This is a genomic window from Citrobacter sp. Igbk 17 (assembly GCF_028069775.1).
In the GTDB taxonomy this organism is placed as follows: Bacteria; Pseudomonadota; Gammaproteobacteria; order Enterobacterales; family Enterobacteriaceae; genus Citrobacter.
Map to the genome: position 1 here is coordinate 25929 of NZ_JANEWI010000004.1, position 14139 is coordinate 40067.

The 14139-nt window shown below is 50.7% G+C and carries 11 protein-coding genes; 5 read left to right on the forward strand and 6 right to left on the reverse strand.

Annotated features, from left to right (window positions below):
* Positions 1 to 9: 9 nt before the first annotated feature.
* Positions 10 to 453: an NADH-quinone oxidoreductase subunit NuoA gene (nuoA, locus tag NNO08_RS03510; protein WP_040230134.1), complete on the reverse strand. Its 444-nt coding sequence runs from the start codon at positions 451 to 453 to the stop codon at positions 10 to 12.
* Between the two features lie 626 nt (positions 454 to 1079).
* Positions 1080 to 2018, reverse strand: a complete 939-nt coding sequence (gene lrhA, locus NNO08_RS03515) for a transcriptional regulator LrhA (RefSeq protein ID WP_271440146.1) — start codon at positions 2016 to 2018, stop codon at positions 1080 to 1082.
* Positions 2019 to 2942: 924 nt separating this feature from the next.
* Between lrhA and alaA the strand changes: the two genes are divergently transcribed.
* Both alaA and yfbR read left to right on the forward strand, forming a co-directional pair.
* On the forward strand, positions 2943 to 4160 hold the full coding sequence (alaA, locus tag NNO08_RS03520) for an alanine transaminase AlaA (protein ID WP_005129483.1): 1218 nt from the start codon (positions 2943 to 2945) through the stop codon (positions 4158 to 4160).
* Positions 4161 to 4243: 83 nt separating this feature from the next.
* Positions 4244 to 4843: a 5'-deoxynucleotidase gene (gene yfbR, locus NNO08_RS03525; RefSeq protein WP_137384161.1), complete on the forward strand. Its 600-nt coding sequence runs from the start codon at positions 4244 to 4246 to the stop codon at positions 4841 to 4843.
* Between the two features lie 146 nt (positions 4844 to 4989).
* On the opposite strand, the gene NNO08_RS03530 is transcribed toward yfbR, so the two are convergent.
* The 4 genes from NNO08_RS03530 to yfbV all read right to left on the reverse strand — a co-directional run bounded on the left by NNO08_RS03530 (position 4990) and on the right by yfbV (position 8603).
* Entirely contained in the window at positions 4990 to 6822 is a 1833-nt protein-coding gene (locus NNO08_RS03530; RefSeq protein ID WP_137384162.1) for an SLC13 family permease, read from the reverse strand.
* Positions 6823 to 6899: 77 nt separating this feature from the next.
* Positions 6900 to 7577, reverse strand: a complete 678-nt coding sequence (locus NNO08_RS03535) for a sugar phosphatase (protein WP_271440258.1) — start codon at positions 7575 to 7577, stop codon at positions 6900 to 6902.
* A complete protein-coding gene (locus NNO08_RS03540; RefSeq protein WP_003028086.1) occupies positions 7570 to 8064 on the reverse strand; it encodes a YfbU family protein in 495 nt (164 codons plus the stop codon). The genes NNO08_RS03535 and NNO08_RS03540 overlap by 8 nt, the downstream gene beginning before the upstream one ends.
* 83 nt (positions 8065 to 8147) lie before the next feature.
* Positions 8148 to 8603, reverse strand: a complete 456-nt coding sequence (gene yfbV / locus NNO08_RS03545; protein ID WP_003028087.1) for a terminus macrodomain insulation protein YfbV — start codon at positions 8601 to 8603, stop codon at positions 8148 to 8150.
* A 339-nt stretch (positions 8604 to 8942) separates the two neighbouring features.
* Between yfbV and ackA the strand changes: the two genes are divergently transcribed.
* The 3 genes from ackA (at position 8943) to yfcC (ending at position 14099) form a co-directional block, all read left to right on the forward strand.
* Positions 8943 to 10145, forward strand: a complete 1203-nt coding sequence (ackA, locus tag NNO08_RS03550; protein WP_006683648.1) for an acetate kinase — start codon at positions 8943 to 8945, stop codon at positions 10143 to 10145.
* A gap of 75 nt (positions 10146 to 10220) precedes the next feature.
* The gene (gene pta / locus NNO08_RS03555; protein ID WP_137384163.1) at positions 10221 to 12362 is read left to right on the forward strand and encodes a phosphate acetyltransferase; all 2142 of its coding nucleotides are present in this window, start codon (positions 10221 to 10223) and stop codon (positions 12360 to 12362) included.
* Positions 12363 to 12578: 216 nt separating this feature from the next.
* On the forward strand, positions 12579 to 14099 hold the full coding sequence (gene yfcC / locus NNO08_RS03560) for a putative basic amino acid antiporter YfcC (protein WP_271440251.1): 1521 nt from the start codon (positions 12579 to 12581) through the stop codon (positions 14097 to 14099).
* Positions 14100 to 14139 lie beyond the last annotated feature (40 nt).

Below are 14139 nucleotides of genomic sequence, written 5' to 3' on the forward strand. Positions count from 1 at the left end.
GCCTCGCGGTTAGCGTTGACGATTAGCGATACTGTTCGTTTCCGGGTTCATACGCTCGCGGCGTGAACGCGCGGGCGTCCAGTCCAGCGCGCCAATACGCACCAGATAAACCAGACCTGCCAGTAACACAAAAATAAAAATTGCAGCTTCCACAAAGCCAATCCAACCGCTTTCACGGATAGAAGTTGACCATGCGAACAGATACAGCGCTTCAACGTCGAAGATAACGAAGAACATGGCTACCAGATAAAACTTGGCAGACAGGCGCAAGCGGGCGGTGCCGACCGAGTCGATACCTGATTCAAACGGCACGTTTTTAGATCTCGCGCGTGCGCGACCACCTAAAAACCAACCGCCGACGAGCATCAGGCAGCACAGGCCAATGGCGACAATAAGAAAGATAGCGAATGCCCAGTGATGAGCGATGACTTCAGTGGATGTTGACATACTCATTGCTTACTCATCAAAAGTAGCGCCAAATTCTCTGCTCTTTTCGGCAGATGAACGCCACATCGATTCATGGGGAGGAATAAAAAAAACCTTACAATCACTGTAGAAAATCATTTATACAGCCAATTGATGGGGTTTTTTACTCCTTTCTATAACCTTTTGTCAACTTTAACAAAAGTTTCCTCACATTATTTTACACTACTCCAACTTCATTAACATAAAGTGCTCTTTAGACTAATTTCGATCGCATCATCAGTCATTTTTAATGTTGTTGAATCGTGTCCGTTGTGAAGTAAAAAAGATAATACACGTCTATTTTGACAGGAATTCGCACAGATGCCTCCCCCTAAATGGGAGTATTTTCTTGATCTGTGACACGCTTTTGTTAATTCACCATAAAAAACAGCAACAATTTCTCTAGTTTTTTAACATGGGAATGAACAGCGCCTCGAATGATTATTTTTTGCACTATTTGCAGGTGATTTTTTTACCTACTGATTTTGTTAAGTTTAGGTATACAAAATGGCTTCTCCGACCATTATTTGCATAAAAAAAGAGCCGCTGGATGTTTTTTCATCACCAGCGACTCTTTTTTGCACTTACATTTTATAACGATTATTTATGGTACATCACTCAAAATCGCCTTCAACGATCAGCGAGTCGTCTCCCCCTTCAGGAGTAAACTGGTTGTATTGCCAAGGATTTTGATAGGTCTGCATCGACTTAAAGATTACCTGAGCCAGCTCATTTTGTGAGGCAGGGTCGCAGCACAGCAAGTACTCCGTTTCCGGCAACGGTGGCAATCCGTCCGCCGCGCCCAGTACGCGTAAATCAGGGCTCATCATTTCTACAGGACGAGCAGTCACGCCCAACCCCGCCTTCACAGCCGCACGCACAGCCGCTAATGTTGAAGCAACATAGGCCAGACGCCACGGGATCTGCGCAGCGTTCAGTGTTGCCAGTACCATATCGCGGAACGGGCTCGGATCGTCCAGCAGCACCAACGGTACCGGTTCACCTTTTTGTAAAATATATTCGGCCGCACAATACCAGTGCGTCGGTGAGGTACGCAGATTCAAACACTCGAAATCGCCTGGCCGATTAGTCGTCACCACCAGATCAACTTCTTGTGACTTCAGCATATCCACCATGTAGGCGTTACGTTTCACTCTGACATCCAGCGCAAGCTTCGGATAAACCGAACTTATCCGGTTCAGCAGAAAAGGAAGGATGGTATCCGCTGACTCATCAGAAGCGCCAATAGTTAACACTCCCTGAAGATTGTTAAACATCAATGATGAGCATGCCTCATCATTAAAACGCAATATTTTTCTGGCGTAACCCAACAGCTGAATCCCATGCTCGGTCAGTAGTTTGTTACGTCCATGGCGCGCGAACAACTCTTTCCCCACAAGTTGTTCGAGGCGTTGCATTTGCTGACTCACCGCAGACTGAGTGCGACATACCGCAGCTGCCGCAGCCGCGAAGGTATTCAGATCGGCAACAGCAACGAAGGTTCTCAGCAGATCGAGGTCGAGGTTAATTATCGGACGATTTGCATTTATCATAATTTTTCACTTACTCGCGGGTCATACCGGGTTAATGCTGTGCATTCAGAAACAAACAACTCCATTTGTAATGGACCTCCCTCGCCGTTTCACCAAGTGTAACCGGGTGAAAATAAGGATGTATTTGCTTTAACAAACGAAACAATTCCTCTTCAGCGCTATTTAATACCCGTGGTACTCATCGGAATATAGCAACGAGAAAGAGTCACTTTTTAGCTATTGGATGATTCTGACTAATGGAGAACATGTAAACTTTGTAAATTTAAAAAATAGTTAACGAACACTAATTTACACATTAAAAACTAACTTTTCAGTATGTTAGAAACTCTCAACTAACATTGGAATTATCGCAAAACACAAGTTGCGCGCCATTTCATGGGACTTATCTTAACCTAAAACCACTATATTTATAAGTGTTATCGCGAATTAATCGAAGCAAAAAGGTGTTAACTCAGACTGCCGGTTTTCGTATTATTAACGCGTTCAATAAATACTGTTTAAATATTAAATAATAATTAATTAAGAATGCCACCATTCATTAATTATACTTAACAATAGATTCACACCGCGCCGTTGTCAGATCAGGTCGATAACAGTTTGTCAGGCTAAGACCTCAGTATTTTCGAATTGCGCAAACAGCAGATACTGCCAACCACGCACCGCTTTGCACATCTCACTATTTTTCGCCAAACAAATCACCATACCCAAGCTGCCACAAAGATACATATAACCATAAAATACAAGATATCAAGATTATAATTCCATATTAATTTCATTATTTAGTTGTTAACAGTTAATTATAACCTCGCAACTTTCGAAATCTTCTACTAAAGACCCTTCAAAACTCACCGTCGGGGGAGTACATTGTTCTGTGCTGACTTCCACGGCAGGGAGTGGCATTCACAGCTAAAAAGGTCAAGATTCATGTCCCCCATTGAAAAATCCAGCAAATTAGAAAATGTCTGTTATGACATTCGTGGCCCGGTTCTGAAGGAAGCAAAGCGCCTGGAAGAAGAAGGCAATAAAGTTCTGAAACTCAACATCGGCAACCCTGCGCCATTCGGGTTTGAAGCACCAGATGAAATTCTGGTCGATGTGATCCGCAATTTACCTACCGCACAAGGGTATTGCGATTCAAAAGGTCTTTATTCAGCCCGCAAAGCGATCATGCAGCATTACCAGGCCCGCGGGATGCGCGATGTTACCGTGGAGGACATTTATATCGGTAACGGCGTTTCTGAATTAATCGTTCAGGCGATGCAGGCGTTGCTGAACAGTGGGGACGAAATGCTGGTTCCTGCACCTGATTACCCGCTGTGGACAGCGGCAGTATCGCTCTCTGGCGGTAATGCCGTGCACTACCTGTGTGATGAATCGTCAGACTGGTTCCCGGACCTTGATGATATTCGGGCAAAAATCACCCCGCGCACGCGTGGGATCGTCATCATCAACCCAAACAACCCTACCGGCGCCGTCTATTCCAAAGAGCTGCTGATGGAGATTGTTGAGATTGCTCGCCAGAACAACCTCATTATCTTTGCTGACGAGATTTATGACAAAATTCTCTATGATGATGCCGAGCATCACTCAATTGCGGCAATGGCCCCGGATCTGCTGACTATTACCTTCAACGGCCTGTCAAAAACTTACCGTGTCGCGGGGTTCCGTCAGGGCTGGATGGTACTGAACGGACCGAAGAAACATGCCAAAGGGTATATTGAAGGTCTTGAAATGCTGGCCTCCATGCGTTTATGCGCCAACGTTCCAGCGCAACACGCCATTCAAACCGCGCTGGGTGGATACCAGAGCATCAGCGAATTTATCATGCCAGGCGGACGTTTGTATGAACAGCGCAACCGGGCCTGGGAATTACTTAATGATATTCCGGGCGTTTCCTGTGTGAAACCGCGCGGTGCGCTGTATATGTTCCCGAAAATTGATGCCAAACGCTTCAATATTCACGATGACCAGAAAATGGTACTCGATTTCCTGCTGCAGGAAAAAGTCCTGCTGGTCCAGGGCACAGCATTCAACTGGCCGTGGCCGGATCACTTCCGTATCGTCACGCTACCGCGTATTGATGATATTGAAATGTCGCTGAGCAAGTTTGAGCGTTTCCTGTCCGGTTATCACCAGCTGTAATCATGCAAAGTGCTACCGGGTTTGCATCCGGTAGCACTCTCTGCGCAAAATACCGTTACTGAAGTCACAGAGTAAGGGTCGTTATGAAGCAGAGCCACTTTTTTGCCCACTTATCCCGTCTGAAGCTCATCAACCGCTGGCCGCTGATGCGTAACGTACGCACCGAAAACGTCTCCGAACATAGCCTGCAGGTCGCCATGGTCGCCCATGCACTGGCCGCGATTAAGAACCGGAAATTTGGTGGTCAGGTTAACGCAGAGCGCATCGCGCTACTGGCGATGTACCACGACGCTTCCGAAGTACTGACCGGCGACCTCCCTACCCCGGTAAAATACTTCAACTCACAAATTGCTCAGGAATATAAAGCCATTGAGAAAATTGCCCAGCAGAAGCTGGTCGATATGGTTCCGGATGAATTACGCGATATCTTTGCGCCATTAATTGATGAGCACGCCAGCAGCGATGAAGAGAGATCGATTGTGAAGCAGGCCGATGCCCTGTGCGCCTATCTGAAATGTCTGGAAGAGCTTTCGGCCGGTAACAACGAGTTTCTGCTGGCGAAAACACGGCTGGAAAAAACGCTGGAGTCACGGCGTAGTGAAGAGATGGACTACTTTTTAGCGGTCTTTGTCCCAAGCTTCCATCTGTCGCTGGATGAAATCAGTCAGGATTCACCGCTGTAAGTTTGTGGCGACGCTACCTTTGTAGGCCGGATAAGATCCGGCATCGTGCGCCATCATGCCTGATGGCGCTACGCTTATCAGGCCTACAAGACTGGAGACGCCGTAGGCCGGATAAGGCGTAGCCGCCATCCGGCGCATAATAAAAATCAAAACGGGAACAGCATCGGGATCATCACCACACACACCGCCATCACGATCACCGTAAATGGCACCCCAATTTTCACGAAGTCGCTAAAGCTATAGTTACCCGGCCCCAATACCAGCGTGTTGACGGGTGATGAGACTGGCGTCATAAAGGCCGCGGATGCCGCCATTGCAATCACCATCGCAAAAGGATACGGCGAAACCCCCATCGACTTCGCCGCCGCCAGCGCAATCGGCGCCATCAGCACTGCTGTTGCGGTATTCGAGATAAATAAGCCAATGGTCGCGCACAGGACAAACAGACAACCCAACATCATGTACGGGCCATATCCCCCACCGACGTCCATGAGTCCTTTTACCACCAGATCGACACCGCCGGTTTTTTGTAAAGCCAGCGCGAAAGGCATCATCCCAACGATCAAAATAATGCTTGGCCAGTGGATCGCCTTATAGGCGCTCTCTGCATCAATACACCGGAATTTCCCCATCAGCAGGCAGGCGATAATTGCGGCCACCGTATTGGGGATTTCATCCGTCAGCATTAACGCAACCATCAGAACCAGGCAAAAAATCGCGTGGGGTGCCTGACTGTGTGCCGGAGACGCTTCACTGACTTCAACCGGCATGTTCAACACCACAAAATCGCGGCCTTTTTTCCCAAGCGCGGTGATGAGTTTCCAGTTACCCACCACCAGAATGATATCGCCCATCAGCAACGGTTCATCCACCACCGCGCCGTCCATCGCCGTACCATCACGCTTCACCCCGACGACGTTCAGGCCGTAACGTGTACGAAACGCGATTTCCCGTACCGTTTTACCGATCAGTTCTGATTCAGGGATCAACGAAATCTCAGCCATCCCCACATCGAGCGCCTGTTCGGAAAAATACTCGCCGCGCAACACCATCGGCTCCAGCAATTGTTCACTGCAGAATTCGCGCAGATCGACATCGGCCGCGGACATATCAATGAGCAAAACGTCGCGGGCACGGAACTCAGAGACCCCATTAACGTCCACAATCACGCGCCGAAAGCGACGCCAGCGTTCAACACCAATAACGTTTGCCCCATAGCGCTCACGCAGCTTCAGGTCGTCAAGACGCTGGCCAATCATCGGCGAGCCTGGACGAATCGCCAGGCGGCGGGCGCGCCCCGTCAGACGATACTCTTTGATCAGATCGCGAAAGGTCCGGCGTTTCCAGCCATCCCCCTGCTGCCCGGAGTCCTCACCCTTGAGCATAAAACGCATCAACAGCATGTAAATAATGCCGAGCACCAGAACAACCAGCCCCAACGGAGTCACGCTGAAAAAACTGAAACCGTTTAGTCCTTCGCGCAGTAACTCACTGTTGACGACCAGGTTCGGTGGCGTCGCCACCAGCGTCATCATGCCGCTGATAAGCCCCGCGAAGCTAAGCGGCATCATCAGGCGTGAGGGAGAGGTTTGCATGCGCATAGATACGCTTAAAACAACAGGAATAAAAATCGCGACTACACCGGTGGAACTCATAAAAGCGCCGAGCCCGGCGACGGTGATCATCAGCAAAACCAGCATCTTGACTTCACTACTACCGGCAACCTTCACCAGCCAGGCCCCCATCACCGTTGCGACCCCGGTACGCACCAGGCCGTCCCCAATGATAAATAAGGCCGCTATCAAAATAACGTTAGGATCGCTGAAACCAGAAAAAGCCTCTGAGATGCTCAGTGTTCCACTCAGAACAAAGGCAATGATGACCAACAGAGCAACTGCATCCATACGCACTCTGCCAGTGGCAAACAAAACGACGGCAATAGCCAACAATGAGAGAACCCATATCAATTCACCGTTCACAACATATCCTTGTTAAATGAGAGGGATGGATTGAGTTTGCCATAAAAAAGCCCCAACAGTCTGGGGCTAAATCACGATCAGGTATTTCTTATAACAACCACATTTCCGTTGGGTTGCTTGGTCACGGAAATCTGTTCCAGACTGGTCAACGAAAAGTCGACCTCATCCAGACGCGGCGTGTCCGACGGCGCGTTGACCGCGATCACATGACATCCGGCAGCCAGGCCAGAGAGTACCCCAGCGGGCGCATCTTCAACCACCGCACACTCCTGCGGTGCAAGACCTAGCAGTTGAGCACCTAACAGATATGCATCTGGCTCTGGTTTGCCTCTCTTTACCCGCTCAGCAGTGACAAACACTTCAGGCGCGGGAAGGCCAGCAACACGATGGCGTGCCCGCGCAACGGGCATCGACCCCGAGGTCACAATCGCCCAAGGGATACCCGCTTTATTCAGGTGATTGAGTAAATCAATCGCCCCGGGTAGCGCGGTGATTCCATCCGTTTCAGTCGCTTCGATATGCTCCAGACGCGTGAATTCCGCCGCAATCTCCGCGTCAGACTTGCCAGGCATAAAGTGCCGCAAGGAGGTAATTGCCTGCTTGCCGTGAATAAAACCGAGTACCTCGTCATGATCGAGACCAAAACGATCGGCCCAGTTACACCACGCACGTTCTACGGCTGGTAAGGAATCGACCAGCGTCCCATCCAGATCAAACAGAAAGCCTTTGCACTGCACGCTCGCCCCCTCAGGCATTAATGATTTGGTTAATTTCATTCGCGCTCAGGTGATACTGACGCGGGCAGGAGTGCCAGACATTCAGCATGCGCTGATATTTTTCCCACATTGGGGTCTGAGCGTTGAAGCCATGTGTACCGGCATCAAAGTGGGTATAACGGCCTTCCACGTTCACCATAAAACGAACGTACCCGAGGAAACGGGCTTCCGTTGCGGCATCAAAGCCAAGGAACGTCACGCGGCGTTCATCAATAGCCTGTGCATCTTTAAGATTAGTCCAGGACACGTGTAATGCGTGATACATCTCCATAATATCGATAATCGTACGACAGGTTTCTTCCGTCAGCTCACCAAACTCACGATCCAGCTCGCGCATCTGCAAGCCGTAACCGCGTTCAATAATCGTCTGCAAACGACGATAACGCTCGGCGTTGGTCGGATCGAGCATGGTCATCATTTTGTACTGGTTCGACAAAATAAGACGTTGAGCGTTGGTCATTTCCATTTGGGACTCCTGTATCACTACTACTGCGATGAAAAAAAAGAAGGCAACTTGTGCCTTCTTTTATATGCGTAATCAGGGGTCAATTACAAATCATCGAGGAAAGTTTTATCCAGTTGTTTGAAGGCGCGCTTAAGCGTGTCAGCCAGCGCCTGGTAATCCGGCTTCCCTTCAACCGGCGATAACGCCTGTCCGGCTTCTTGTAATTTTCCCCGAACTTCGTAGAACCAGTTGAGAATCGAAGGCGGCAGTGGCGTAACGGAACGTTTACCCAACCACCACATGCCCTGCATTGGCAGGCTCAGCGCAAACAGCGCCGTTGCCACAGCCGGTCCCAACTGACCACCTAACGCAATTTGCCAGCATAACGTGAAGACGGCGATAGGTGGCATAAAGCGAATCGCATAGCGCGTCATGCGGATCACGCGATTCTCAACAAACACAGGCGCCAGGCGCTTTTCCATTGGCCACGTCTTTGCGTAGTGCTGTCCCCGGCGAAACAAGCTAAAAAAATTGACGGAGCGATTATCCGGTGTCGACATGGCGATTACCTCAACTTCACATATAAAAATTAAAAAATTCGTGCAAAACAACAACTGCAAAGGACATCGTTCAAAACATTTTGTCTTTGATACCCACATTCAGGTATCCTGTGCCGGCCTGTAAGGCCTTTAGTCCAAAATCATTGAGTCGTCAAATTGGCATACAGTATGCCATTGGCTGAAAAATACGCAAAATGGCATAGACTCAAAGGTATTTATTCCATCGTGCCCAAAAAGACCCTGGCGCATGATGTTAATCATAAACGTCGGTGTCATCATGCGCTACGCTCTATGACTCCCTGACGTTTTTTTAGCCACGTATCATAAATAGGTACTTCCATGTCGAGTAAGTTAGTACTGGTTCTGAACTGCGGTAGCTCCTCACTGAAATTTGCCATCATCGATGCAGTAAACGGTGAAGAATACCTCTCTGGTTTAGCCGAATGTTTCCATCTCCCAGAAGCACGTATCAAGTGGAAAATGGACGGCGGTAAACAAGAAGCGGCTTTAGGTGCAGGAGCCGCTCACAGTGAAGCGCTGAACTTTATCGTTAACACTATTCTGGCACAAAAACCAGAATTGTCCGCGCAATTGACTGCAATTGGTCACCGTATCGTACACGGCGGCGAGAAGTATACCAGCTCCGTGGTTATTGACGATTCCGTTATCCAGGGCATCAAAGATTCCGCCTCTTTCGCACCGCTGCACAACCCGGCTCACCTGATCGGTATCGCAGAAGCGCTGAAATCCTTCCCAAGCCTGAAAGACAAAAACGTGGCTGTGTTCGACACCGCGTTCCATCAGACTATGCCGGAAGAATCTTACCTCTACGCTCTGCCGTACAGCCTGTACAAAGAGCATGGCGTTCGTCGTTACGGCGCGCACGGTACCAGCCACTTCTTCGTGACTCAGGAAGCGGCAAAAATGCTGAACAAACCGGTTGATGAACTGAACATCATCACTTGCCACCTGGGCAACGGCGGTTCTGTTTCTGCAATCCGTAATGGTAAATGTGTTGATACCTCCATGGGTCTGACCCCGTTGGAAGGTCTGGTGATGGGTACGCGTTCCGGTGACATCGACCCGGCGATTATCTTCCACCTGCACGACACTCTGGGCATGAGCGTTGACCAGATCAACAAAATGCTGACCAAAGAGTCTGGCCTGCTGGGTCTGACCGAAGTCACCAGCGACTGCCGTTATGTTGAAGACAACTACACCACCAAAGAAGACGCTAAACGTGCAATGGACGTTTACTGCCACCGTCTGGCGAAATACATCGGTTCCTACACCGCGCTGATGGATGGTCGTCTGGATGCGGTTGTCTTCACCGGTGGCATTGGTGAAAACGCAGCGATGGTTCGTGAACTGTCTCTGGGCAAACTGGGCGTTCTGGGCTTCGAAGTTGACCACGAACGTAACCTGGCCGCACGTTTCGGCAAATCTGGTTTCATCAACAAAGAAGGTACCCGTCCTGCGGTGGTTATCCCAACCAACGAAGAACTGGTTATCGCGCAAGACGCGAGCCGTCTGACTGCCTGATTTCACACCGCCAGCCTAGCTGGCGGTGCTGTTTTGTAACCCGTCTAAATTGGCGGTAACGAAAGAGGATAAACCGTGTCCCGTATTATTATGCTGATCCCTACCGGAACCAGCGTCGGCCTGACCAGCGTCAGCCTTGGCGTGATCCGTGCTATGGAACGCAAAGGCGTTCGTCTGAGCGTCTTTAAGCCAATCGCTCAACCTCGTGCCGGTGGCGATGCACCAGACCAGACTACCAGCATCGTGCGTGCTAACTCCTCTCTGCCAGCCGCTGAGCCGCTGAAGATGAGCCACGTGGAATCTCTGCTGTCCAGCAATCAGAAAGATGTGCTGATGGAAGAGATTATCGCGAACTACCACGCGAACACCAAAGATGCTGAAGTTGTACTGGTTGAAGGCCTGGTCCCAACCCGTAAACATCAGTTCGCCCAGTCTCTGAACTACGAAATCGCGAAAACGCTGAACGCGGAAATCGTCTTCGTGATGTCTCAGGGCACCGATACTCCGGAACAGCTGAACGAGCGTATTGAACTGACTCGCAGCAGCTTCGGCGGCGCGAAAAATACCAACATCACCGGCGTTATCGTTAACAAACTGAACGCACCGGTTGATGAGCAGGGCCGTACCCGCCCGGATCTGTCCGAGATTTTCGACGACTCTTCCAAAGCGAAAGTGATCAAAGTTGATCCGGCTAAACTGCAAGAATCCAGCCCGCTGCCAGTACTGGGCGCGGTGCCGTGGAGCTTCGATCTGATCGCAACGCGTGCAATCGATATGGCGCGTCACCTGAACGCTACCATCGTTAACGAAGGCGATATCAATACCCGTCGCGTGAAATCCGTAACGTTCTGCGCACGCAGCATTCCGCACATGCTGGAACACTTCCGTGCAGGTTCCCTGTTGGTAACGTCCGCCGATCGTCCTGACGTGCTGGTTGCAGCATGCCTGGCGGCAATGAACGGCGTAGAAATCGGCGCCCTGCTGCTGACTGGCGGCTACGAAATGGACGCGCGCATCAACAAACTGTGCGAACGTGCATTCGAAACTGGCCTGCCGGTATTCATGGTGAACACCAACACCTGGCAGACCTCTCTGAGCCTGCAGAGCTTCAACCTGGAAGTGCCGGTTGACGATCACGAGCGCATCGAGAAAGTTCAGGAATACGTTGCAAACTACATCAACGCTGACTGGATTGAATCTCTGACCGCGACCTCTGAGCGCAGCCGTCGTCTGTCTCCGCCAGCGTTCCGTTATCAGCTGACCGAACTGGCGCGTAAAGCCGGTAAACGTGTTGTTCTGCCAGAAGGTGACGAACCGCGTACTGTTAAAGCAGCGGCTATCTGTGCTGAACGTGGGATCGCAACCTGCGTACTGCTGGGTAACCCGGATGAGATCACCCGTGTTGCCGCGTCTCAGGGCGTTGAGCTGGGTGCTGGCGTAGAAATCGTTGACCCGGATGTGGTTCGCGAAAGCTACGTTGCTCGCCTGGTCGAACTGCGTAAAAACAAAGGCATGACCGAAACCGTTGCTCGCGAACAACTGGAAGACAACGTGGTTCTCGGTACTCTGATGCTGGAACAAGACGATGTTGACGGTCTGGTTTCTGGTGCCGTGCACACGACAGCAAACACCATTCGCCCACCGCTGCAGCTGATTAAAACTGCGCCGGGTAGCTCTCTGGTGTCTTCTGTGTTCTTCATGCTGCTGCCGGATCAGGTTTATGTTTACGGCGACTGCGCGATCAACCCAGATCCGACCGCAGAACAGCTGGCAGAAATCGCGATTCAGTCTGCTGATTCCGCGATTGCCTTCGGCATCGAACCACGCGTTGCAATGCTCTCCTACTCCACCGGTACATCTGGTGCAGGTAGCGATGTAGAGAAAGTACGTGAAGCAACACGTCTGGCGCAGGAAAAACGTCCTGACCTGATGATCGACGGTCCTCTGCAGTACGATGCGGCTGTTATGGCTGATGTAGCAAAATCCAAAGCGCCGAACTCTCCGGTTGCAGGTCGCGCTACCGTGTTCATCTTCCCGGATCTGAACACCGGTAACACCACCTACAAAGCGGTACAACGTTCTGCTGACCTGATCTCCATCGGGCCGATGCTGCAGGGTATGCGTAAGCCGGTGAACGACCTGTCTCGTGGCGCGCTGGTAGACGATATCGTCTACACCATCGCTCTGACCGCGATCCAGTCCTCCCAGCAGCAGTAATCTGCTGTGTACGCCGGATGGTGACCTAAACGCATCCGTTGCAACCTACATAGCGTGATTCTTGAAACCGGAAATAGCTGATATTTCCGGTTTTTTTATGCCCGTCCCTTTCATTAACAAATTCTGAAATATTTGCTTAGATGCGCTGCATCAATGAATAACTATTCTCCTGTTTGCATACTTAGCCTCTTTGCTTTGCAACAGGGATAGTCCTTTATGTCTGCAGTAACAGAATCACAACCCGCGAAAAAATGGGCCATGCCCGACACGCTGGTCATTATTTTTTTCGTCGCCATTTTAACCAGTCTGGCAACATGGGTCGTTCCCGTCGGAATGTTCGACAGCCAGGAAGTGCAGTACCAGGTCGATGGACAAACCAAAACGCGTAAAGTGGTCGATCCCCACTCTTTTCGTATTCTGACCAACGATGCGGGTGAAGAGCAATATCACCGGGTTAAGTTCTTCACCACCGGCGATGAAAGCCCTGGTCTGATGAATTTTCCGTTTGAAGGGTTAACCTCCGGTTCAAAATTTGGCACCGCCGTTGGCATCATTATGTTTATGCTGGTGATTGGTGGTGCATTCGGCATCGTAATGCGCACAGGAACCATCGATAACGGCATCCTGGCGCTGATCCGTCATACACGGGGTAATGAGGTCTTGTTTATCCCGGTACTGTTTATTCTCTTCTCGTTAGGCGGTGCCGTCTTTGGGATGGGGGAAGAAGCGGTCGCCTTCGCCATTATCATTGCGCCGCTAATGGTGCGGTTAGGTTACGACAGCATCACCACCGTTCTGGTGACCTATATTGCCACCCAAATTGGCTTTGCCAGCTCATGGATGAACCCATTCTGTGTGGTTGTCGCACAGGGTATTGCGGGTGTGCCCGTGCTCTCGGGTTCGGGTCTGCGCATCGTCGTGTGGGTTGTGGCGACGATGATCGGCCTGACGTTCACGCTGGCCTACGCGGCACGTATCAAGAAGAATCCATTGCTGTCCCGGGTGCATGAATCGGACCGTTTCTTCCGTGAGCAGCAGGACGAGGTCGTCGAGCGACGTTTCACACTGGGTGACTGGCTGGTCCTGATCGTGTTGACCGCAGTGATGATTTGGGTGGTCTGGGGCGTTATCGTCAACGCGTGGTTCATTCCTGAAATTGCCAGTCAGTTTTTCACCATGGGGCTGGTGATTGGCATTATCGGGGTTGTTTTTCGACTCAACGGTATGACGGTCAATATCATGGCCTCCTCGTTTACTGAGGGTGCGCGAATGATGATCGCGCCTGCCCTGTTGGTCGGCTTTGCCAAGGGAATATTACTGCTGGTTGGTAATGGCGAAGCGGGTGATGCCAGTGTGTTAAATACCCTGCTGCACAGTATCGCCAACGGTATCAGTGGCCTGGACAACGCGATTGCGGCCTGGTTTATGCTGCTTTTCCAGGCTGTGTTTAACTTCTTTGTCACATCCGGTTCGGGTCAGGCAGCACTGACTATGCCGCTACTGGCACCACTGGGCGATCTGGTTGGGGTAAACCGCCAGGTCACCGTGTTGGCTTTTCAGTTTGGTGACGGCTTCAGTCATATTATCTACCCAACCTCTGCGTCGCTGATGGCGACATTAGGAGTATGTCGGGTGGACTTCCGCAACTGGTTGAAGGTGGGTGCCACGCTGCTGGGCCTGCTGTTTATTATGTCCAGCGTAGTGGTTATTGGTGCGCAAATGATGGGCTACCATTAAACAACAAGGCCGGATAATGCACATCAGCGGCTTATCCGGC

What these genes read in the sequence shown, in the direction of transcription:
- nuoA (WP_040230134.1), bottom strand. Translation starts at nt 453, where the DNA reads ATGAGTATGTCAACATCCACTGAAGTCATCGCTCATCACTGGGCATTC.
- lrhA (WP_271440146.1), bottom strand. Translation starts at nt 2,018, where the DNA reads ATGATAAATGCAAATCGTCCGATAATTAACCTCGACCTCGATCTGCTG.
- alaA (WP_005129483.1), top strand. Translation starts at nt 2,943, where the DNA reads ATGTCCCCCATTGAAAAATCCAGCAAATTAGAAAATGTCTGTTATGAC.
- yfbR (WP_137384161.1), top strand. Translation starts at nt 4,244, where the DNA reads ATGAAGCAGAGCCACTTTTTTGCCCACTTATCCCGTCTGAAGCTCATC.
- NNO08_RS03535 (WP_271440258.1), bottom strand. Translation starts at nt 7,577, where the DNA reads ATGCCTGAGGGGGCGAGCGTGCAGTGCAAAGGCTTTCTGTTTGATCTG.
- NNO08_RS03540 (WP_003028086.1), bottom strand. Translation starts at nt 8,064, where the DNA reads ATGGAAATGACCAACGCTCAACGTCTTATTTTGTCGAACCAGTACAAA.
- yfbV (WP_003028087.1), bottom strand. Translation starts at nt 8,603, where the DNA reads ATGTCGACACCGGATAATCGCTCCGTCAATTTTTTTAGCTTGTTTCGC.
- ackA (WP_006683648.1), top strand. Translation starts at nt 8,943, where the DNA reads ATGTCGAGTAAGTTAGTACTGGTTCTGAACTGCGGTAGCTCCTCACTG.
- yfcC (WP_271440251.1), top strand. Translation starts at nt 12,579, where the DNA reads ATGTCTGCAGTAACAGAATCACAACCCGCGAAAAAATGGGCCATGCCC.